21 protein-coding genes are annotated in these 20,244 nt (G+C 66.5%); 11 read left to right on the top strand and 10 right to left on the bottom strand.

Annotation, left to right across the window (positions count from 1 at the left end; translation table 11 throughout):
• Positions 1-69 precede the first annotated feature (69 nt).
• Both NRB20_RS12455 and NRB20_RS12460 read right to left on the bottom strand, forming a co-directional pair.
• Entirely contained in the window at positions 70-975 is a 906-nt protein-coding gene (locus NRB20_RS12455) for a 3-oxoacyl-ACP reductase (RefSeq protein WP_319944811.1), read from the bottom strand.
• Positions 976-1,018: 43 nt separating this feature from the next.
• Complete coding sequence (locus tag NRB20_RS12460; protein WP_040818010.1) at positions 1,019-1,207, bottom strand: ferredoxin; 189 nt, start codon at positions 1,205-1,207, stop codon at positions 1,019-1,021.
• A 191-nt stretch (positions 1,208-1,398) separates the two neighbouring features.
• On the opposite strand from NRB20_RS12460, the gene NRB20_RS12465 reads away from it, so the two are divergent.
• Together NRB20_RS12465 and NRB20_RS12470 are read left to right on the top strand one after the other, a co-directional pair.
• Positions 1,399-2,592, top strand: a complete 1,194-nt coding sequence (locus NRB20_RS12465; protein WP_153410183.1) for an acyl-CoA dehydrogenase family protein — start codon at positions 1,399-1,401, stop codon at positions 2,590-2,592.
• 20 nt (positions 2,593-2,612) lie between these two features.
• Complete coding sequence (locus tag NRB20_RS12470; protein WP_153410184.1) at positions 2,613-3,725, top strand: acyl-CoA dehydrogenase family protein; 1,113 nt, start codon at positions 2,613-2,615, stop codon at positions 3,723-3,725.
• Between the two features lie 73 nt (positions 3,726-3,798).
• On the opposite strand, the gene NRB20_RS12475 is transcribed toward NRB20_RS12470, so the two are convergent.
• From NRB20_RS12475 to NRB20_RS12485, 3 genes are all read right to left on the bottom strand, one after another.
• Positions 3,799-4,170 carry a type II toxin-antitoxin system death-on-curing family toxin gene (locus tag NRB20_RS12475; RefSeq protein ID WP_406603818.1) on the bottom strand — a complete coding sequence of 124 codons (372 nt, stop codon included), beginning with the start codon at positions 4,168-4,170 and terminating at the stop codon, positions 3,799-3,801.
• Positions 4,167-4,364, bottom strand: coding sequence for a hypothetical protein (locus NRB20_RS12480; RefSeq protein WP_153410186.1), 198 nt, complete (start codon positions 4,362-4,364; stop codon positions 4,167-4,169). The genes NRB20_RS12475 and NRB20_RS12480 overlap by 4 nt, the downstream gene beginning before the upstream one ends.
• A 69-nt stretch (positions 4,365-4,433) precedes the next feature.
• Positions 4,434-5,342 carry an aldo/keto reductase gene (locus NRB20_RS12485; protein WP_153410187.1) on the bottom strand — a complete coding sequence of 303 codons (909 nt, stop codon included), beginning with the start codon at positions 5,340-5,342 and terminating at the stop codon, positions 4,434-4,436.
• A gap of 96 nt (positions 5,343-5,438) precedes the next feature.
• Between NRB20_RS12485 and NRB20_RS12490 the strand changes: the two genes are divergently transcribed.
• Both NRB20_RS12490 and NRB20_RS12495 read left to right on the top strand, forming a co-directional pair.
• A complete protein-coding gene (locus NRB20_RS12490; protein WP_153410188.1) occupies positions 5,439-6,005 on the top strand; it encodes a TetR/AcrR family transcriptional regulator in 567 nt (188 codons plus the stop codon).
• Between the two features lie 90 nt (positions 6,006-6,095).
• On the top strand, positions 6,096-6,509 hold the full coding sequence (locus tag NRB20_RS12495; RefSeq protein ID WP_153410189.1) for a VOC family protein: 414 nt from the start codon (positions 6,096-6,098) through the stop codon (positions 6,507-6,509).
• A gap of 7 nt (positions 6,510-6,516) precedes the next feature.
• Here NRB20_RS12495 and NRB20_RS12500 read toward each other — a convergent pair whose 3' ends face one another.
• From NRB20_RS12500 to NRB20_RS12515, 4 genes are all read right to left on the bottom strand, one after another.
• Entirely contained in the window at positions 6,517-7,506 is a 990-nt protein-coding gene (locus NRB20_RS12500; RefSeq protein ID WP_153410190.1) for a sigma-70 family RNA polymerase sigma factor, read from the bottom strand.
• A 108-nt stretch (positions 7,507-7,614) separates the two neighbouring features.
• Positions 7,615-8,619: an aldo/keto reductase gene (locus NRB20_RS12505; protein ID WP_227833427.1), complete on the bottom strand. Its 1,005-nt coding sequence runs from the start codon at positions 8,617-8,619 to the stop codon at positions 7,615-7,617.
• A gap of 304 nt (positions 8,620-8,923) precedes the next feature.
• A complete protein-coding gene (locus tag NRB20_RS12510; protein WP_319944812.1) occupies positions 8,924-10,576 on the bottom strand; it encodes an acyl-CoA synthetase in 1,653 nt (550 codons plus the stop codon).
• A gap of 237 nt (positions 10,577-10,813) precedes the next feature.
• Entirely contained in the window at positions 10,814-11,851 is a 1,038-nt protein-coding gene (locus tag NRB20_RS12515; protein ID WP_153410192.1) for an LLM class F420-dependent oxidoreductase, read from the bottom strand.
• A 79-nt stretch (positions 11,852-11,930) separates the two neighbouring features.
• On the opposite strand from NRB20_RS12515, the gene NRB20_RS12520 reads away from it, so the two are divergent.
• Genes NRB20_RS12520 through NRB20_RS12540 form a run of 5 tightly spaced genes read left to right on the top strand, consistent with a single transcriptional unit; the run spans position 11,931 to position 16,413 of the window.
• Positions 11,931-12,929 carry a Zn-ribbon domain-containing OB-fold protein gene (locus tag NRB20_RS12520; RefSeq protein WP_153410193.1) on the top strand — a complete coding sequence of 333 codons (999 nt, stop codon included), beginning with the start codon at positions 11,931-11,933 and terminating at the stop codon, positions 12,927-12,929.
• Between the two features lie 10 nt (positions 12,930-12,939).
• Positions 12,940-13,971 (top strand): thiolase domain-containing protein, encoded by a 1,032-nt coding sequence (locus NRB20_RS12525; RefSeq protein WP_153410194.1) that lies wholly within the window; start codon positions 12,940-12,942, stop codon positions 13,969-13,971.
• Positions 13,968-15,134, top strand: coding sequence for a thiolase domain-containing protein (locus NRB20_RS12530; protein WP_153410195.1), 1,167 nt, complete (start codon positions 13,968-13,970; stop codon positions 15,132-15,134). Before NRB20_RS12525 ends, NRB20_RS12530 begins: the two co-directional genes overlap by 4 nt.
• On the top strand, positions 15,131-16,003 hold the full coding sequence (locus NRB20_RS12535; protein WP_319944813.1) for a TIGR03619 family F420-dependent LLM class oxidoreductase: 873 nt from the start codon (positions 15,131-15,133) through the stop codon (positions 16,001-16,003). Before NRB20_RS12530 ends, NRB20_RS12535 begins: the two co-directional genes overlap by 4 nt.
• Positions 16,000-16,413: a nuclear transport factor 2 family protein gene (locus NRB20_RS12540; protein ID WP_319944814.1), complete on the top strand. Its 414-nt coding sequence runs from the start codon at positions 16,000-16,002 to the stop codon at positions 16,411-16,413. Before NRB20_RS12535 ends, NRB20_RS12540 begins: the two co-directional genes overlap by 4 nt.
• Positions 16,414-16,495: 82 nt before the next feature.
• Here the strand turns inward: NRB20_RS12540 and NRB20_RS12545 are convergent, their stop codons facing one another.
• A complete protein-coding gene (locus NRB20_RS12545; RefSeq protein WP_319944815.1) occupies positions 16,496-17,731 on the bottom strand; it encodes a cytochrome P450 in 1,236 nt (411 codons plus the stop codon).
• A 135-nt stretch (positions 17,732-17,866) separates the two neighbouring features.
• Between NRB20_RS12545 and NRB20_RS12550 the strand changes: the two genes are divergently transcribed.
• Together NRB20_RS12550 and NRB20_RS12555 are read left to right on the top strand one after the other, a co-directional pair.
• Positions 17,867-19,033: a steroid 3-ketoacyl-CoA thiolase gene (locus NRB20_RS12550; protein ID WP_153410196.1), complete on the top strand. Its 1,167-nt coding sequence runs from the start codon at positions 17,867-17,869 to the stop codon at positions 19,031-19,033.
• Between the two features lie 501 nt (positions 19,034-19,534).
• Positions 19,535-19,951: a helix-turn-helix domain-containing protein gene (locus NRB20_RS12555; RefSeq protein WP_011207048.1), complete on the top strand. Its 417-nt coding sequence runs from the start codon at positions 19,535-19,537 to the stop codon at positions 19,949-19,951.
• Positions 19,952-20,244 lie beyond the last annotated feature (293 nt).

Below are 20,244 nucleotides of genomic sequence, written 5' to 3' on the forward strand. Positions count from 1 at the left end.
CACCGTCGATCCCCATGTCTACCAAGTGATGGACCGGCGATCAACAACAGCGCCGGTAGCTGTCGGCTACTAGCCCAGTTCATGCAGCGACGACGCCGAAAACGTACGCCCCGCCGGACGTTCGGCAAAATATCCGCCGAGCGTGTCGGCCAGATCCCGCGGCGACCATTCCACACCCGCCGCGTCGAAACGTCGTTCGACTTCCGGGGCGGCCATCAACGCGACCATCGGGCCGTAGACGACGAATACCTGACCGTTCACCGCGTCCGCGGCGGGCGAGGCGAGATAGGCGACCAGCCGGCCGACATGATCGGGCGAGAGCGGATCCACACCGTCCTCGGGGGCGTCGGAGAAGACCTGCTCGGTCATCGAGGTGCGCGCTCGCGGGCAGATCGCGTTGGCGCGCACGCCATATCGTTCCAGGCCGCGGGCCGCGGACAGGGTCAGCGCGGTGATTCCGGCCTTGGCGGCGCCGTAGTTCGGCTGCCCGGCCGGGCCGAGCAGACCGGCCTCGGACGAGGTGTTGATCAAACGGCCGTAGACCGGCGCGCCGGCCGCCTTGGATTTGCCGCGCCAGTACGCGGCGGCATTGCGGGACAACAGGAAATGTCCGCGCAGATGAACGGCGAGGACCGAATCCCAGTCGTCGTCGGTGAGATTGAAAAGCATGCCGTCACGGACAATTCCGGCATTGTTCACCACGATGTCGACACTGCCGAACGTCTCGTCGGCGGTGCGAATCAACTCGTCCGCGGTGGCTCGTTCCGCAATACTCCCCGGCACGAATTCGGCCTTGGCGCCCAGTGCGCGAATATCGGCGAGAGTTGCTGATACCGCGTCGTTCTCGACAAGATCGTTGACGACCACGGAGGCCCCGGCAGCGGCCAGGGCGAGCGCATCCGCCCGCCCCAGCCCGGCACCGGCCCCCGTCACAATGGCCACTCGACCGGACAGGCTGATATCGGATTCACTCACACGGTGACTCTAGAACGTGTTCCAGTTAACGGCAAGCATCGATTCAGACGAGCTTCAACGCCGCCTTGGGACACTGCGCGACCGCGGTCTTCACGTCGTCGAGCTGGTCGTCCGGCACATCGCCCGAGGTGACGTGCAGATTGTCCTCGTCATCGAGTTCGAACACGTCGGGGGCGTATCCGACGCAGATGCCGTTGGCCTCGCACTGGTCGAAATCCACACTGACCTTCATTTGACAACTCCTTCGCCACTGATAGCCCGAGCCTACAAGCCCACCTCGGCCAACGAGGCGGAAGCGACCCGGTTCCGGGTCCATACTGGAACATGTTTCAGTAGTTGTGCAATGATCGGGACAACCGCCCAGTCCATGTCGGCTGGCTATCGAACGAGTCGGCTACCCGAAGGAACGACGAGGTTACCGCCATGCGGATTGCGTATACCCCGCAGCAGGAACAACTACGCGCGGAACTGCGCGAGTATTTCGCCACGCTGATCACCCCCGAGCGACGGGCCGCGCTCTCGGCGCAGACCGGCGAATACGGCCAGGGCAACGTCTATCGCGAGGTGGTCCAGCAGATGGGTCACGACGGGTGGCTCACGCTGAGCTGGCCGAAGGAGTACGGCGGCCAGGATCGCTCCACCATGGATCAGCTGATCTTCACCGACGAGGCCGCCATCGCGGGCGCCCCGGTGCCGTTCCTGACCATCAACTCGGTCGCGCCGACGATCATGCACTACGGCACCGAGGAGCAGAAGAAGTTCTTCCTGCCCAGGATCGCCGCGGGTGAGCTGCACTTCGCCATCGGCTACTCCGAACCCGGCGCGGGCACCGATCTGGCCTCGCTGCGCACCGGCGCGGTGCGCGACGGCGACGACTGGATCGTCAACGGGCAGAAGATGTGGACGAGCCTGATCCAGTACGCCGACTACGTCTGGCTGGCCGTGCGCACCGATCCGAATGCCAAGAAGCACAAGGGCATCAGCATGTTCATCATGCCGACCAGCGCCGAGGGCTTCTCCTGGACGCCGGTGCACACCATGGCCGGGCCGGACACCAGCGCCACCTACTACCAGGACGTGCGCATCCCGCACAGCGCCATGGTGGGCCCGGAGAACGGCGGCTGGTCGCTGGTCACCAATCAGCTCAACCACGAGCGCGTCGCGCTGACCTCGGCGGCCGCGCTGCAACTGGCGTTGGCGCAGACGGTCGAATGGGCCAGGGAGAACAAGGATTCCAACGGCGGGCGCGTCATCGACAACGAGTGGGTGCAGCTGAATCTGGCCCGGGTGCACGCCAAGGTCGAATATCTGAAGTTGCTGAACTGGGAAATAGCGTCCGGAGCGGACGCGGGCGGCGACTCCGCGCCCAAACCGTGGAACGCCTCCACCTGCAAGGTGCTCGGCACCGAACTGGCCACCGAGGCGTACCGCACGCTGATGGAAGTGCTGGGCCCGCAGGCGTATCTGCGTCAGGGGTCGGCGGGCGCGCAGCTGCTCGGCCGCCTCGAGCGCATGCATCGCGCGTGCCTGATCCTGACCTTCGGCGGCGGCACCAACGAGGTGCAGCGCGACATCATCGCCATGACCGCCCTGAAGCAGCCCGCCGCCGCGCGCTGAATGGAAAGCTGAGTAGCACAATGGATTTCACTCTCACCGAAGCGCAGCAGGATCTGGCGCGACTCACCGCCGAGGTGACCGGCAAGCTGGTCACCGCCGATCGGCTGCGTGAGCTGGACAAGGACAACGGCGTCGTGCGGTTCGACGAACCGCTGTGGCACTCCCTCGCCGAGACCGGTGTGCTGGCCGCGGCGCTGCCGGAGACCGTGGGCGGCGGCGGGTTCGGCGTGCTGGAGCAGAGCGCGGTGCTGCGGGAGCTCGGGCGTTCGGTCGCGCCGGTGCCGTATCTGTGGTCGATCGTGCTGGGCGCGGGGGCGCTGGCGGAGTTCGGTTCGGCGTCGCAGCGTGAGGTTGCGGCCGAAGCCGCTTCGGGCGCAACGATTCTCACCGTCGCGTTGAGCGAGGAACGCAACTGGGAGCCCGCGAAACCGGTCACCACCGCGGCGCGGGACGGCGACCTCTGGCGCGTCACCGGCTTGAAGATCACCGTGCCGTTCGCGCGGCAGGCATCGCGAATCCTGGTGCCCGCCACGGTATCCGGGCAGGCGGCGGTGTTCCTGGTCGATCCTGCCGACGCCACCGTGCGGCTCACCGATCAGGTCGTCACCGACCGCACCCCCGAGGCCGAGGTCGAATTCTCCGGCACCCCGGCGGAATTGGTCGGCACCCTCGACCAGGGTGCGGAGATCCTGGACTGGATCCTGCACCGGGCCTGGCTGGGCCTGTCCGCCCATCAGCTGGGCGTGCTGGAGAAGGGCCTGGAACTGGTGGCCGACTACGCCCGCGAACGCGAGCAGTTCAACCGCAAGATCGGCAGCTTCCAGGCCGTGGCCCAGCGCCTGGCGGACAGCTACATCGACGTCCAGGGCATCCGCCTGGCCGTCCAGCAGGCCGCCTGGCTGCTGTCCGAGAACCTGCCCGCCACCGCGGAGATCCACACCGCCAAATTCTGGGCCGCCGAAGCCGGACACCGCGTCTCCCACACCGTCGTGCACGTCCACGGCGGCGTCGGCATCGACCGCGACCACATCGTCAACCAGTTCTTCACCACCGCCAAACACAACGAATTCGCGTTGGGCGGCGCCACCGACCACCTCCGCGCCCTCGGCGCCCAACTGGCCGAATCCCACTGACGCACAACCTCTCTCGCGTCAACGAAACGCCCGCGCCACTCTTCGGCGCGGGCATTTTGGGATACACCCGCTGTCAGATACCGAACCGCCGCAGGCGCTCGGCGATCACCGGCACCTCGAAGCGCCCCTGACAGACCTCCAGGACGAACTCCTCGGCACTGTCCACATCGAAGTTCGCGTCCAGCTTGTGACCGTTCAGCTGCAGAAAGACCCAGGTCGCGTACCAGGAGATGCGCTTGTTGCCGTCGACCAGCGCATGATTGCGGGCCAGCGACTCCATCAATGCGGCTGCTTTCTGCCATACATCGGGGTATGCATCCTGGCCGAAGACACTCGACTGTGGCCGTGCCAGAGCGGAATCGAGCAGACCGTAGTCGCGCACTTCCGCGGCACCGAGCCGTGCTGCCAGATTCAACAGTTCCTGCAAAGTGAGGTACTGCATCAGGCCAGTCTCCGATTCAGCTCCTCACTGGCCCGTAGTACATGCTCCGCCGCCTCGTTGAACAGACGAGCTCGTTCGTTGATCGCGGTTATCACAGCGTCGTGCACGAACACCTGCATACTGACCCCCTCCGCCTCGGCGCGTGTGCGCAAGGCATTCAGTTCATCGTCAGTGAACCTGACATTGAGACCTGCCATACTTCCTATGGTACCGAATGGTACCGGATAGTGCCGACAACTTTGAGCTGGTGACGCTCGGCCGGTGCCCTATCCAGCGGCCCGCGCCAGGTCGTCGAGGGTTTTCATGATGTCGGCGGGGAGCTGTACCGAACCGGTGGCGAGGTTCTCGGCGAGGTGGGCGGGGTTGGAGGTGCCGGGGATCAGCAGGGTGTGGGTGTAGTGGGCCAGTTGCCAGGCCAAGCCGATCTGGGCGGGGGTGGTGTTGAGAGTTGTTGCGGCGGAGAGGACTTCGGGGTGTTCGGTGACCTTGGAGAAGGCGGGGAAGGCGGAGCCGAGGGGGAAGTAGGGGACCCAGGCGATGTCGTGGGCGCGGCACAGGTCCAGGACCGGTTCATTTTCGCGGTTCAGGAGGCTGTGCAGGTTCTGGACGCAGGCTATTTCGGCGGGGAGGGCCTGGCGGAGCTGGTCCGCGGAGATGTGACTCAGGCCGATGGCCTCGATCTTGCCCTCGTCGCGTAGGGCGATGAGTTCGGCGAGTTGGTCGTCGAGGTCGACCACCTGGTCGCCCTCGGCGATGATGCCGGGCGGGGCGTCGGCGCGGCGCATGTTGACCACGCCGAGCGAATCCGTGCCCAGCGCAACGAGATTCGCCTCCACCTGGGCGCGCAGTTGCTTCGGCTGCTGGGCGGCGCGCAGGCGGACTTCCGGGTCGTGGACCGCACCCACCTTCGTGGCCAGGACCAGATCCGCCGGGTACGGCGAGAGCGCCTCGCGGATCAGCTCGTTGACCGCGCCGGCTCCGTAGAACTGCGCGGTATCGATGTGGTTCACACCCTGTTCGACGGCCTCGCGAAGGATGTCGATACCGGCCTGCCGGTCGTAATCGCGGCCATCGTGATCGGTCAATTGCATTGCGCCGTAACCGATCCGGGCGACGGTCCGGGGGCCGAGCGCGGCCGTGCCGCCGGGTGCGCTGAATTCCTGTCGAACTGCCATCTGCGTCATCCTGTTCTGCGTGGGATAGTGGAATCGGAGACTATGCGGAGGATCCTCCGCATAGTCCGAGCGTAGCAGAAACGGAGGACCCTCCGCTTGGTAACCAAGACCCGAGCCCCGCGCGCCGACGCGCACCGCAACCGCGAGCGCCTGCTCGACGCCGCGAAAACCGCGTTCGCCGAGAACGACAAGGTGTCCCTGGAGGCGATCGCGCGCGCGGCCGGGGTCGGCATCGGCACGCTCTACCGGCATTTCCCCACGCGCGAGGATCTGATCGAGGCGGTCTACCGGGCCGAACGCCGACGCCTCTGCGAAGCCGTCGACGACCTGCTCACCGCACCCGACGCCGCGGCGGCACTGCGCGTCTGGATGGACCGCTTCGGCGACTACATCTCCGCCAAACGCGAGATGGCCGACGCCCTGCGCGCGGTCATCGCCTCCGGCGCGATCACCGCGACCGAGGCGCGCGCCGAATTGTCCACAGCCGTACAGAAACTCATCGATGTCGGCGCCGAACAGGGCACCCTGCGCCCCGACGTCCCCGCCGAGGACGTGGTCGTCAGCCTGCTCGGCATCTTCCTGGCCAGCGGCGCACCCGAGCAACGCGAACAGGCGGGCCGCATGATGGACCTGCTCATGGAGGGCCTGCGCGCACGCCCCTGAGCCGCATCGCACAGTCATCCGGTGAATTTCCCCGGCCCGGCTCGTCGGTATTGGTGTCGCCCCACCCGTCCGTCCGCCGAGAGGACCGCCATGCCGAGCAAGATGATCTTCGTCAATCTCCCCGTCGACGATCTGGACCGCTCCAAGCGCTTCTACGAGACGCTCGGCTGGAAGATCGACCAGCAGTTCACCGACGACAACGCCGCCTGCGTCCTGATCGACGACAACATCTGCGTCATGCTCCTGATCAGACGCTTCTTCGAGACGTTCATCCAACGCCCGGTCGCCGACACCGTCATCATCACCGGCTCCCTCTACGCCCTGGCCCTGCCCAGCCGCCAGGAGGTCGACGACCTCCTCACCGCCGCCCTACGCGCCGGCGCCACCGAGGAGATCAACCCCGACAAACGCGCCCAGGAACGCGCCGTAGGCATGTACAGCCGCACTTTCATCGACCTCGACGGCCACCAGTGGGAACCGTTCCACATGGCATATCCGGAGTGAGCCGCCGCTAGCCGTGCAACTCCGGAGGCAGGCCGAAGAGGGGGAAGAGGCGGTCGGTGTCGAGGAAGAAGTTCAGGCCGCCGATGCCGTCGGCGTCGAGTTCGAGGATGACCACGGCCCACGGTTCCAGGATGCCGGGGCGTTCGCCCGGTTTGTACTGGCCGAAGGCGGGGAGGGCGTTGGCGCCGGCGAGTGGGACGAGGCGGGAGCCGCGGCAGGCCGAGGGGCCGGGACTGAGCATGAAGTCCGCGACGTGGGAGGGGCCGGAGATCCACAGGTCGAACGGCGGCATCGACAGTGCCACATCGTTTTTCAGCAGTGTGGTGAGTGCGTCCATGTCGTATGCCTCGAAGGCCGCGACGAAACCGTCGACGAGTTGGCGCTGTTTCTCGTCGGATTCGTCGTAGTCGTCGCCGACGCTGGGCTGCACCTTGGACATGGTCGCGCGGGCCCGCTGCAGCGCGCTGTTGACCGAGGCCGGGGACATGGTGAGCATGTCGGCGGTCTCGTTGGCGGAGAACCGCAGCACCTCGCGCATGATCAGGATCGCGCGCTGGGTGGCCGGGAGATGCTGCACCGCGGCCACGAACGCCAGCCGCAGCGAATCCTTCGCCGTCGCGTGCTCGGCCGGATCCGCGCCGAAGGCCAGGCCGTTGGGGATCGGCTCGATCCACACGTAGTCCGGCTGCGGGGGCGGTAGCGGGCTACCAGGGCTCGACGGACCGTTCAGATCCATCGGCCGGGCGCGGCGCTGCGGGCCGTCGAGCATGTCCAGGCAGACGTTGGTGGTGATCTTGTACAGCCACGACCGAAGGCTGGCCCGGCCCTCGAACGACGCGTAGGACTTCCAGGCGCGGGTGAAGGTCTCCTGCACCGCGTCCTCGGCCTCGAACGAGGAACCCAACATCCGGTAGGCGTATGCGCACAGCTCCCGCCGGTATCCCTCGAACTGCTGCAACACCTCGTCGATGGCACCGGTGGTGCGTGTCTCGTTCATGTCCGCTCCCGCTAGCGCTCGGCTGTGAATCCACTGTGGTGAGTCATGCCACACAGCCTTGCACAGGGCACCGACAAGTAAACCCCCCGAATCCTCGACAACCCTGACTCAAACGTGATCTATGTCACTCGATAAGGCGTCCGACCGCGACGTGCCGTGCGCGGCGAAGGACTGCCGATCCCCTGCCCACCCGTCGGCGACGATCTTGTCCAATTCGGCGCGATCATCGGCGCCGAGCTCGATCGACGCGGCCGCGAGATTCTCCACGATCCGCGCCGCGCGACGGCTGCCCGGAATCGGCGCCACATCCGGCCCCTGCGCCAGCAGCCACGTCAACGCCAACTGACCGGGCGTGATCCCCAGCCGATCCGCGAGGGCCCGCAACGCCTCCACCCGCGACATATTGCTCGCCAGATTCTCCCCGGCGAACCGCGGATCGTTACGCCGGAAATCGCTGGTCGTGACGGTCTCGGAAGTCAGTGTCGCGGTGAGCAATCCGCGCCCGAGCGGACTGTAGGGCACCAACCCGGCACCCAGTTCACGCGCGGCGGGCACCACATCACGCTCCGGCTCCCGCCACAGCATCGACCATTCGAACTGCACCGCCGCGATCGGATGCACCGCCGCCGCCTGCGCGAGCTGCTCCGGATTCACCTCGGACACACCGAGATTGCGCACCTTGCCCGCCCGCACGAGTTCGGCCATGGCACCGATGGTTTCGGCGATCGGCACCTCGGGATCGACCCGATGCAGGTAGTACAGATCGATCACCTCACGCCCGAGCCGGGCCAGCGAGGCATCGCAATACTCGCGCACCCGTTCGGGTTTCGCGTCCAGGTGCACGCCGTCCGCACCACGCACGATCCCGAATTTCGTGGCCACCCGCACCTGCGGCCCCGCCCCACGCAACGCCCGCGCCAACAACCGCTCGTTGTGCCCACCGCCGTAACTCTGCGCGGTATCGAAAAGCGTTGCCCCGGAATCGATAGCGGTATGAATCGCCGCGACCGACTCGTCGTCGTCGACCGCGCCGTACCCCTGCGAGAAACCCATACAACCCAGACCGATCGCGGAGACGACGGGCCCGGCATTACCGAGAGTGCGCTGCTGCATGCCCCCATCGTCGCCGCGTGATCCCCTGCGCACCAATAGAGTTTCCGATCCGATCCATCGGCTCGCCGATGGATCGGATCGGCCCACTTGCACAGGCTGTCGACCGGAACGCCGCATCAACACACCGTCGACCAGTTCCATCCGCGGCGCGCTTCTCGTAACATCCAGTACAACGATGCCCGCCAAGGCCAGAGCGCACGCTTCCTTACTTCGGCGGGCTTTCCACTACCTCTCCGAGCGAGCCCTTCCCGATCTCGAGCAGCGGGTTCAGGCGTTGCGCGACAACGGTTTGTCGCGCACCGAACTACTTCGTCGCCGGAGCGTGCGCTTCCTCGTCGGCGGGCCGCGCCTCGGCCTGCGCGTGCGCCCACTTGTAGTCGGGCTTACCCGCGGGCGAACGCTTGATCTCGTCCACGAACCACAGGCTGCGCGGCAGCTTGTAGGACGAGATCTCCTGCGCCAGAACGGGACGCAGCTGTTCGAGGGTGGGACGCACCTCGCCGCGACACTGCACCACCGCCGCCACCCGGTGGCCCCAGCGCTCGTCCGGAACGCCGATCACCAAGGCGTCGAACACCTCCGGGTGACACTTGAGCGCGCCTTCGACCTCTTCGGGGTAGATCTTCTCGCCACCACTGTTGATGCTGACCGAGCCACGGCCGAGCATGGTGACCGAGCCGTCCTCCTCCACGCGGGCGAAGTCGCCGGGGATGGAGTAGCGAACTCCGTTGAACTCCTTGAACGTTGCCGCGGTCTTGACCGGGTCGTTGTAGTAGCCCAGCGGGATGTGCCCCTTGCGCGCGAGGATGCCGACCTGACCGGAACCGGGCGTCACCGGAGTGCCGTCCTCGTCGAGAACCTCTGTGGCCGAATCGATCTTGACCCGCGGACCGCCGGTGTGGGTCGCGCCCTTGGCCGCGATGGACAGCCCGCCGAAGCCGGTCTCCGAGGAGCCGATCGAATCGGTGATCACCGTATTGGGCAGGTGCTCCATGAACTTGTCCTTCAGCGCGGGCGAGAACAGCGCCGCACTGCTGGCCATCGCCCACAGATTCGAATGCTGGTAGGACTCACCGGATTCCGGGTTGCCCGCCTCGAGTGCGTCGAGCATCGGACGCGCCATCGCGTCACCGGTGATGAAGATGAGGTTCACCCCGTGCCGGTCGATGGCCTGCCACACGCCGTGCCCGGTGAACTCCGGCAGCATGATCGCCTTACCGCCGTCGAACAGGCTGTGGAACGTCGCGGCCTGCGACCCGCCGTGGATCATCGGCGGAATCGGGTAGCGCACCATCTGCGCGCCGCCCGCGCCGTTCTTGGCCTGCTGCCACTCATCCTCGATGTATTCGCCGGTGACGAAGTTGATGCCGCCGCCCAGCACCCGCCACCAGTCCTCCTGCCGCCACATCACACCCTTGGGCATGCCGGTGGTGCCGCCGGTGTAGATCATGAAGATGTCGTCGGGCGACCGGTCGCCGAAGTCCCGTTCCCCGCGCGAAGCCGCAAGCGCCGCTTCGTATTCCACCGAACCGTCGGCGAGCGGGTACTGATCCTCGGTGCCGTCGTTCACCACCAGCACGGTCCGGAGCTTCGGCGTGTTCGGCCGTACCGCGCTGACCCGATCGGTGTAGCGGCGCTCGTGGATGAGCGCGACCATGTCGGAGTTCTCGAAGATGTATTGCAGTTCGTTCTCGACGTACCGGAAGTTCACGTTGACCATGACGGCCCGCGCCTTGAACACCGCCACCATGGCCTCGACGGCCTCGATGGTGTTGCGCGAGTAGATGCCGACCTTGTCGCCCGGCCGCACACCGTGCTCCAGCAGGTGATGCGCCAGCCGGTTGGCCCGATCCTCCAACTCGGCATAGGTCACCGAGCGGGTGTCATCGGCCAGCGCGACGCGCTCCGGCACGAGGTCGATCGTGTGTTCGACAAGGTCCGCTATGTTATGGCTCACACGACAAAAATAGAACGCGTTCTCGCGCCTGACAAGACTTGATTTACAGGGTTCACTAATTCTGAATCTTTGGCCTCCGCTCCGCTCCGGCATGGCCGCGGCCCCCGAAGGGCCGCGGCCTTTGTTGCTGGCGTTATCGATGGCTGGCGGAACTGGGTGAGCAAGAGGTGACGTGCTTCAGCACGCCTCCATCGATGTGGCCGGATCTCGTTCAGCGCAAGATCCGGCGGCATCGACCTATCCCCGCACGAGCGGCGCGAGCTTCTCGAGTTGCTCGGTGTCCCGCGCCGACACCAGCAACATCCCCACCCCGGCCTTCTCCCACACCTGCAACTGGCTGCGCACCTGCGTCTCGTCGCCGACGATCATGGTGTCCAGGATCAGCTCGTCCGGCACCACCTGCGCGGCCTCGTCCTTGCGGCCCGAGCGGAACAGCCGGGTGATCTCGTCGACCTCGTTGCCGTACCCCATCCGCCGGTAGACCTGGGCGTGGAAGTTCAACTCCTCCGCGCCCATACCGCCGATGTACAGCGCCATCACCGGTTTGATCCGGTCGATCTCGCTGCGCGGGTCGTCGGTGACCACGACCTGGCAGCTCGCGGCGATCTCGAAATCCTCCCGCGAACGTCGCGCACCCGCCCGCGCGAACCCCTCGTCGAGCCATTCGTCGTACATCCCGGCCAGCCGCGGCGTGTAGTAGATGGCCAGCCAGCCGTCGGCGATCTCCGCGGTCAGCGCCACGTTCTTGGGGCCTTCCGCACCCAGCCAGATCGGCACGTCCGCGCGCAGCGGATGGGTGATCGGCTTGAGCGGCTTACCCAGACCGGTCGCGCCGGAACCGTTGTAGGGCAACGGATAATGCGGCCCGTCGCTGGTCACCTTGGCCTCGCGCGCGAGCACCTGCCGCACGATGTCGACGTACTCCCGGGTGCGCGCGAGCGGCTTGGCGAACGGCTGCCCGTACCAGCCCTCCACCACCTGCGGCCCCGACACGCCCAGTCCCAGAATGTGCCGCCCGCCGCTGAGATGATCCATGGTCAGCGCGGCCATCGCGGTCGCGGTCGGGGTGCGCGCGGACATCTGCACCACCGAGGTGCCCAGCCGCACCCGTTGTGTGGCCGCACCCCACCAGGCCAGCGGCGTGAACGCGTCCGAACCCCATGATTCGGCGGTGAACACCGCGTCGAATCCGATCTCCTCGGCGGCGGTCACCACCTGCGCCGCACCGACCGGCGGGCTCGCGCCCCAATATCCGAGCTGCAACCCGAACTTCATGATCGTCTCCTTGCCCGCGCTACTCTTGCCACCAGAATAAGAACCTGTTCTACTCGATATCGTGACCCAAGGGAACACCATGACCGGCACAATTGCGCACGGACGCGGTTCGAAATCGGAACCCGATCCCGAAGTACTGGCCGCCGAGCTGCGGATGAAGTTCGACTACACCCGATCGGTCGGCCCGACCATAGGCCGATTCCTGACCGGACTGCGCGAGGGCCGCATCGTCGGCGTGCGCGGGTCGGACGGCCGGGTGATCGTGCCCCCGGCCGAATACGATCCCGCCACCGCCGAACCGCTGACCGACTTCGTCCACGTCGCCGATGTCGGCACCGTGCAGAGCTGGACCTGGGTGGCCGAACCGCTGCCGGGCCAGCCGTTCGATCGTCCCTTCGCCTGGGCGCTGATCAAGCTCGACGGCGCGGACACCGCCCTGCTGCACGCGGTCGACGTCGCCTCGCCCGAGGACATCCGGACCGGCCAGCGGGTGCGGGTGCGCTGGGCCGCCGAACGCACCGGCGACATCCACGACATCGTCGCCTTCGAACCCGGTGACACCTCCGCCGCGCCCACCGCGCCGGGCGAGTCCGCCGAGCCCGTGACCGGCATCGTCACCCCGATCGACCTGAGCTACAAGCACACCGCCTCCCCGCAGGAGACGGTGTTCCTGAAGGCGATCGCCGAGGGCCGGCTGCTGGGTGCCCGCGCGGCCGACGGCAAGGTGTACTTCCCGCCGCGCGGCGCGGATCCGCGCACCGGCGAGCCCACCGAGGACTATGTCGAGCTGACCGACACCGGCATCGTCACCACGTACTGCATCGTGAACGTCCCGTTCCAGGGGCAGCGCATCAAACCGCCGTACGTAGCCGCCTACGTGCTGCTCGACGGCAGCGACATCCCGTTCCTGCACCTGGTGCTCGGCTGCGAGGTGAGCGAGGTCCGCATGGGTATGCGGGTCAAGGCCGCATGGAAGCCCCGCGAGGAGTGGAGCTTCAACGGCCTGGACAACGTCTCGCACTTCGAACCCACCGGCGAACCCGACGCCGCCTACGAGACCTTCTCGCAGCATCTCTAGGAGAAAACCCTTGAGCGACAACACAAACGAGATCGCGGTCGTGGGTTTCGCCCACGCACCGCACGTGCCGGAGACCTACGGCACCACCAACGGCGTGGAGATGCTGATCCCCTGCTTCGACGCCCTGTACTCCAAGCTCGGGATCGGCGTGTCCGATATCGGCTTCTGGTGCTCGGGATCCTCGGATTACCTTGCCGGACGGGCCTTCTCGTTCATATCGGCGATCGACTCGATCGGCGCGGTGCCGCCGATCAACGAATCGCACGTGGAGATGGACGCGGCCTGGGCGCTGTACGAGGCGTACGTGAAACTCCGTTCCGGACAGGTGGATACGGCCCTGGTGTACGGCTTCGGCAAGGCGTCGGCCAGCACGCTGCGGCAGGTGCTGACCTTGCAGACCGATCCGTATCTCGTGGCCCCGCTGTGGCCGGACGCGGTGTCGGTGGCCGGTTTGCAGGCCCGCGCGGGCCTGGACGCCGGGCGCTGGACCGAGCGTGACATGGCCGCGGTGAACGCCGCCGACGACGCCGAGATCGACCAGCGCCTCGCGGCCCCGTTCGTCGCGAATCCGTTGCGCGAGCACGACATCGCCCCGATCACCGACGGCGCGGCGGCCATCGTGCTGGCCTCCGGTGACCGCGCCCGCGAACTCTGCGAGCGTCCCGCCTGGCTGACCGGTATCGCCCATCGCATCGACACCCCGATGCTGGGCGCCCGCGATCTGACCACCTCGCCCTCGACCGCCGCGGCGGCGAAGGCGGCCATCGGCTCGAACTCCGCCGACTTCGACGTCGCCGAACTGCACGCGCAGTACAGCCACGAACAGCTGATCCTGAAGCAGGCCATCGGAATCGGCGCGCAGACCCGGATCAACCCGTCCGGCGGCGCGCTGTCCGGTAATCCGATGTTCTCCGCCGGACTCGAGCGGATCGGTTACGCGGCAACCGAAATCATCAACGGCACCGCCGATCGCGCCCTGGCCCACGCCTCGAGCGGCCCGGCGCTGCAGCAGAACCTCGTCGCCACTCTGGAGGCCAAATGAGCTCCCCCGCAGCGGTGCTGGGCACCGGGCAGACCCATCATGTGACGAAACGTCGCGACGTGTCCATGTCGGGCATGTGCCGCGAGGCGATCGATCGCGCCCTCGACGACGCCGGTGTGACGATGGCCGAGATCGACGCCGTCGTCATCGGTAAGGCCCCGGACCTGTTCGAGGGCTCGATGATGCCCGAGCTGTTCATGGCGGATGCGTTGGGCGCCACCGGGAAACCGCTGCTGCGCGTGCACACCGCCGGTTCGGTGGGCGGCTCGACCGCGATCGTCGCGGCCAACCACGTGCAGGCCGGTATCCACGGCAAGGTGCTCGCGGTGGCGTGGGAGAAGCAGTCCGAATCCAATGCCATGTGGGCACTGTCGAACCCGGTCCCGTTCACCAAACCCGTGGGCGCCGGTGCCGGTGGGTATTTCGCGCCGCACATCCGCGCCTACATCCGACGCACCAACGCGCCCTTGCACATCGGCGCGATGGTCGCGGTGAAGGACCGGCTCAACGGCTCGCGCAACCCGCTGGCCCACCTGCAACAGGCCGATATCACCCTGGAGAAGGTGCTCGCGTCCCAGATGCTCTGGGACCCGGTGCGTTTCGACGAGACCTGCCCGTCGTCGGACGGCGCGTGCGCGATCGTCTTCGGTGACGAAGCCTCCGCGCGCGCGGCCGAGGCCGACGGCAAGAAGGTCGCCTGGGTGCACGGCACCGCCATGCGCACCGAACCGCTCGCGTATTCCGGTCGCGACCAGGTGAATCCGCAGGCCGGTCGGGATGCCGCCGCGGCCCTGTGGAAGCAGGCCGGGATCACCAACCCGATCGAGGAGATCGACGCGGCCGAGATCTACGTGCCGTTCTCCTGGTTCGAGCCGATGTGGCTGGAGAACCTGGGTTTCACGCCCGAGGGTGAGGGCTGGAAGCTGACCGACGCCGGGGAGACCCGCATCGGCGGGAAGCTGCCGGTCAACCCGTCGGGTGGGGTGCTCAGCTCCAACCCGATCGGCGCGTCGGGCATGATCCGGTTCGCCGAGGCGGCCAAGCAGGTCATGGGTCGCGCCGGGGACTACCAGGTGGAGAACGCGCGCAAGGCGTTCGGTCACGCGTACGGCGGTGGGGCGCAGTACTACTCGATGTGGGTGGTCGGGAGCGAGCAGCCGTGAAATTCACCGTCGGCATCGCGATGAGCCCGCTCGAGCAGCTGCCCGAGCTCGCGAAAACGGCCGAGGAGTGCGGGTTTTCGAGTATCGCGCTGCCGGATTCGTTGTTCTACATGCAATCCCAGTCCGAGAAGTATCCGTACACCCCGGACGGCAACCGCTTCTGGGGCCCGGACACCCCGTGGGTGGATCCGCTGATCGGTGCGACGGCCATGGCCGCGGTCACCGAGAAGATCCACTTCTACACCAACGTCCTCAAACTCGGCTCCCGCAATCCGCTGCTGCTGGCCCGTCAGGTCGGCTCGGTGGCGGCCATGAGCGGCAACCGGTTCGGCTTCGGCGTCGGAATCGGCTGGGCCCCCGAGGAATTCGAGTGGTGCGGGGTGCCCTATGCCCGCCGCGGCGCGCGCGTGGACGAGATGATCGACGTGATCAAGCTCGTGCTGGGCGGCGGCATGGTCGAATTCCACGGCGAGTTCTACGATTTCGACAATCTCCAGATGAGTCCCGCGCCCACCGCGCCGGTGCCGTTCTACATCGGCGGCCACACCGCCGCGGCCCTGCGCCGGGCCGCCCGCGTGGGTGACGGCTGGACCTCGGCGATGATGAAATACGACGACATCGTCACCACCATCGCAGAACTCACCAAGCTGCGTGCCGAATACGGCCGTGCCGCAGACCCGTTCGAGATCCAGGTGGTCTGCATCGACCGCTTCGGCAAGTCCGGCTACGAGGAACTGGCCGCGGCCGGGGTCACCGACTCCATCGTCGTCCCGTGGATCTTCGACGGCCTGGGCTTCGACTCCGAACTCGCGGCCAAACAGGATTCGTTGCGCCGCTTCGCCGATCAGTACCTCGAGGGGGCGAAGTGAGCGACGAACATCCCGCCCGGCGGGCCGGTTTCGCCTCGCAGGCGGCGGTGCGCGCCCGCGACAAGGAAGCCTGGCTGGATCTGTTCGCCCCGGACGGCATCGTCGAGGATCCGATCGGCCCGTCCGGATTCGATCCCGAGGGCAAGGGACACCGTGGGCGCGACGCGATTTCGGCGTTCTGGGACAAGGCGATCGCGGCGACCGAATCCATCGAGTTCGTCTTCGGTGATTCGTTCGCCTGCGGTCCCGAAGTGGCGTTCACCGGTCTGATCCGCACCCGGATCGGCGGCCAGATCATCGACGCCGAAGGCGTTTTCACCTACCGCGTCGACGACGACGGCAGGATCGCGGCATTGCGCGCCTACTGGGAAACCGATCGCGCCATGCGCACGATCCGCCCGCAGGAGTGAAACCCGTGCGGTGACAACGGTTTTCGGCAGTGACGAAACGCGAAGGGCGGGCACCGATCCGGTGCCCGCCCTTCGCGCTGTCTCAGTACTGGACCTGGAATTCCTTGATGCCGTTGAGCCATCCGGACCGCAGCCGCTTGGGATCACCCAGCCGCGAGATGTCCGGCAGATGATCGGCGATCGCGTTGAAGATCAGGTCGATCTCCAGCCGGGCCAGATTCGCGCCGATGCAGAAGTGCGCGCCGGTACCACCGAAGGCCAAGTGCGGGTTGGGATCCCGGGTGATGTCGAAGGCGTACGGATTCTCGAACACCTCCTCGTCGAAGTTGGCCGAGCGGTACACCAGCACCACCCGCTGGCCCTTCTTGATCTGCACCCCGGACAGCTCGGTGTCCTCGAGCGCGGTGCGCTGGAACGAGGAGACCGGCGTGCCCCAGCGGATGATCTCGTCGGCCGCGGTCGCCGGACGCTCCTTCTTGTACAGCTCCCACTGATCCGGGTTCTCCAGGAACGCGACCATGCCGTGCGAGATGGCGTTGCGGGTGGTCTCGTTACCGGCCACGGCCAGCAGGATCACGAAGAAGCCGAACTCCTCCGAGGTCAGCGCCTCGCCGTCGATATCGGCGTTGACCAGCTCGGTCACGATGTCACCGGCCGGGTTGGCCTTGCGCGCCTCGGCCATCTGCCAGGCGTAACCGAGGATCTCGGTCGAGGCCAGCAGCGGGTCGGCGGTCGACTCCGGGTCGTCGTAACCGGTCATGTCGTTGGACCACTGGAACAACTTCATCCGGTCTTCCTGCGGCACGCCGATCAGCTCGGCGATGGCCTGCAGGGGCAGCTCACACGCGACCTGGGTGACGAAATCGCCGGCACCGGACGCGGCGGCCGCCTCGACGATGCCCTTGGCCCGCGCGGACAGCTCGTCACGCAGCCCGTTGACCGCGCGCGGGGTGAAGCCCTTCGCGATCAGCTTGCGCATCCGGGTGTGCTGCGGAGCATCCTGGTTGAGCAGCACGAAACGCTGCATCTCGATGTTCTCGCGCTGGATGTCGTCGTTGAACCGCGGGATGGCGGTGTTTTCGAAGTTGGAGAACACGTCGCTGCGACGCGACACCTCCTTGACGTCAGCGTGCTTGCTGACGACCCAGAAGCCGTCGTCCTGGAACCCGCCCACCTCGGGCGATTTGGGATTCCACCAGATCGGTGCGCTCCGGCGCAGCTCGGCCAATTCCTCGACCGGCACCCGTTCCGCCCAGATCTGCGGATCGGTCACGTCGAAGCCCGTGGGCAGGTTCGGCGCGATGCGAGTGTCAACCACCGGCTTGTCTCCTTCAACTAACTGAAACACGTTCTATCTTCATTGCAGCATAGGTGGTATCAGTAGTAAAGAAGCAGGATTCTGCTCGCAGGACATCTGGAGAACTTGTTACAGTTTCCCTACGGGAGGATAGCCATGGGAACACCCGTCATCGTCGAGGCCGCGCGCACCCCGATCGGTAAGCGCAACGGCTGGCTGGCCGGTCTGCACGCGGCCGAACTCCTCGGCGTCGCACAAAAGGGCGTGCTCGACAGGGCCGCGGTGGATCCCGCCCTCGTCGAACAGGTCGTCGGCGGCTGCGTGATGCAGGTCGGCGAACAAGGCAACAACGTCACCCGCACCGCGTGGCTGCACGCCGGACTGCCGTGGCAGACCGGCGCGGTGACGATCGACAACCAGTGCGGCTCCGCGCAGCAGGCCGCCGGTCTGGTCGCCGGCCTGATCGCCACCGACGCCATCGAGGTCGGCCTCGCGTGCGGCATCGAGTCGATGAGTCACGTGCCGCTGGGCGCCAACGTCGGCGAGAACGCCGGACCGCGCCGGCCCGCGTCCTGGGATATCGATATGCCCAACCAGTTCGAGGCCGCGGAGCGAATTGCCAAGCGGCGCGGGCTGACTCGCGACGACGTCGAGGAGTGGGGCGAGCGTTCGCAGCGGCTGGCCGCGCAGGCGTGGGCGCAGGGCCGCTTCGATCGCGAGGTGCTCACCGTCGCGGGCGCGCCGCAGGTCGACAAGGAGGGCAAGCTCACCGGCGAGACGCTGGACGTCAACCGGGATCAGGGCCTGCGCGAGACCACCCGCGAGGGCCTGGCCAAACTCGAGCCCGTCATCGAGGGCGGCGTGCACACCGCCGGAACCTCCTCGCAGATCTCCGACGGCGCGGCCGCGGTGCTGCTGATGGACGAAAAGGCCGCGGCGCGAAAGGGTTTGCGCCCGCGCGCCCGCATCGTGGCGCAGTGCCTGGTCGGCGGCGAGCCCGAGTTCCACCTCGACGGTCCGGTGCAGGCGTGCACGCGCCTGCTCGAGCGCAGCGGGATGAGCATCGGCGATCTGGACCTGTTCGAGATCAACGAGGCGTTCGCCTCGGTCGTGCTGTCCTGGGCCTCGGTGCACAAGCCGGATCTGGACCGGGTGAACGTCAACGGCGGCGCGATCGCGATCGGGCATCCGGTCGGCAGCACGGGCGCGCGCCTGATCACCACGGCCCTGCACGAACTCGAACGCACCGATCAGAGCACCGCGATGATCCTGATGTGCTGCGGCGGCGCCCTGGCCACCGGCACCATCATCGAACGGATCTGATACCGGCAATTCGGTCAGCAACGATCCCGGCATCTCCGCCCCGGCGCGCACCATCCCGTGCGCCGGGGCGGAGTCATGAGTAAGGTCCTCATGTGCGTCGCTGGCGCACATGCGACAGCCCAGTTCGGAGCCCCGCGAGTCCGAACAGCGCTCTTATCAGCGGTTGTCGAATCTTCACGCCGGGATTACCGGAACGTGTCGTACGCCACACAATCACCAGTACAGACAGGACGATGAGACGTCAGCTATTCCTTGGCTACCATGAGCGTGGGACGAAGGACCCTCGCGACGGGCTAGAACCGGCCTCTACCTGCGGTTCCCGACAACCGTTGCGGTGGCCCGCAAACGCCCTCGCGACCACCTGTTCACGAACCGGGCGTCTGGAAGCTTCAAGGAAATCGCGAATCAGGCGTAGGTTTTCAGTTACTCAGCCGCTAATATCAATGATACGTATCCGAGATAACGACTGTTAGTACAGCGAAGGGAATTGGGCGGCTCACAATGGCTGATTTCGCGGCGCGGCTGAACAAGCTGTTCGAAACCGTGCATCCCCCGGGGCGTAAGCCGCACACCAACGCCGAGGTGGCGGCTGCGCTGACGGCCTCCGGCCATCCGATCTCGAAACCGTATCTCTCTCAGCTGCGGTCGGGACAGCGCACAAACCCCTCTGACGAGACGGTGGCCGCGCTGGCGAAGTTCTTCAAGGTCAAACCGGACTACTTCTTCAACGACATCTACGCGGCCAAGATCGATCACGATCTCGAGCTGCTGTCCCAGCTGCAAGGCTATGGACTGCGTCGTCTGTCGAGTAGGGCGTTCGACCTCTCCGAGGAATCGCAGAACCTCCTGACCTCCATGGCCGAGAAGCTACGGGCGAGTGAGGGTTTGCCCGAGATCCCGCCGGACGGCACGGAATAGGAAGTCCCACAAAGCGACACAGCGCGGAACCTGTATCCGCGCTGTGTCGCTTTTGGGTCGATAACCGAAGCGAGTAGCGCTTCGGCCCACAACTGTGCGCACATACCTCGCGGTTGTGCCGCGGTCATCAGTTGTGCTTACACATGTGCTTACAACCGAGACAACCGATTAGTCGATGTGATCGACAGCGCCATACCGGTTGGTTCGGCGAACACCGAGCGTTTGTGACTCGGCACCAAAAGAATCGGCAAGTGTTCCCGTAATCACAGAAGACAAAACATGCATACCGGACT

Origin of the sequence: Nocardia macrotermitis (assembly GCF_009604405.1) — a bacterium.
Lineage (GTDB): Bacteria > Actinomycetota > Actinomycetes > Mycobacteriales > Mycobacteriaceae > Nocardia > Nocardia macrotermitis.

What these genes read in the sequence shown, in the direction of transcription:
- NRB20_RS12460 (WP_040818010.1), bottom strand. Translation starts at nt 1,207, where the DNA reads ATGAAGGTCAGTGTGGATTTCGACCAGTGCGAGGCCAACGGCATCTGC.
- NRB20_RS12465 (WP_153410183.1), top strand. Translation starts at nt 1,399, where the DNA reads ATGCGGATTGCGTATACCCCGCAGCAGGAACAACTACGCGCGGAACTG.
- NRB20_RS12470 (WP_153410184.1), top strand. Translation starts at nt 2,613, where the DNA reads ATGGATTTCACTCTCACCGAAGCGCAGCAGGATCTGGCGCGACTCACC.
- NRB20_RS12480 (WP_153410186.1), bottom strand. Translation starts at nt 4,364, where the DNA reads ATGGCAGGTCTCAATGTCAGGTTCACTGACGATGAACTGAATGCCTTG.
- NRB20_RS12485 (WP_153410187.1), bottom strand. Translation starts at nt 5,342, where the DNA reads ATGGCAGTTCGACAGGAATTCAGCGCACCCGGCGGCACGGCCGCGCTC.
- NRB20_RS12495 (WP_153410189.1), top strand. Translation starts at nt 6,096, where the DNA reads ATGCCGAGCAAGATGATCTTCGTCAATCTCCCCGTCGACGATCTGGAC.
- NRB20_RS12500 (WP_153410190.1), bottom strand. Translation starts at nt 7,506, where the DNA reads ATGAACGAGACACGCACCACCGGTGCCATCGACGAGGTGTTGCAGCAG.
- NRB20_RS12505 (WP_227833427.1), bottom strand. Translation starts at nt 8,619, where the DNA reads ATGCAGCAGCGCACTCTCGGTAATGCCGGGCCCGTCGTCTCCGCGATC.
- NRB20_RS12515 (WP_153410192.1), bottom strand. Translation starts at nt 11,851, where the DNA reads ATGAAGTTCGGGTTGCAGCTCGGATATTGGGGCGCGAGCCCGCCGGTC.
- NRB20_RS12520 (WP_153410193.1), top strand. Translation starts at nt 11,931, where the DNA reads ATGACCGGCACAATTGCGCACGGACGCGGTTCGAAATCGGAACCCGAT.
- NRB20_RS12530 (WP_153410195.1), top strand. Translation starts at nt 13,968, where the DNA reads ATGAGCTCCCCCGCAGCGGTGCTGGGCACCGGGCAGACCCATCATGTG.
- NRB20_RS12550 (WP_153410196.1), top strand. Translation starts at nt 17,867, where the DNA reads ATGGGAACACCCGTCATCGTCGAGGCCGCGCGCACCCCGATCGGTAAG.
- NRB20_RS12555 (WP_011207048.1), top strand. Translation starts at nt 19,535, where the DNA reads ATGGCTGATTTCGCGGCGCGGCTGAACAAGCTGTTCGAAACCGTGCAT.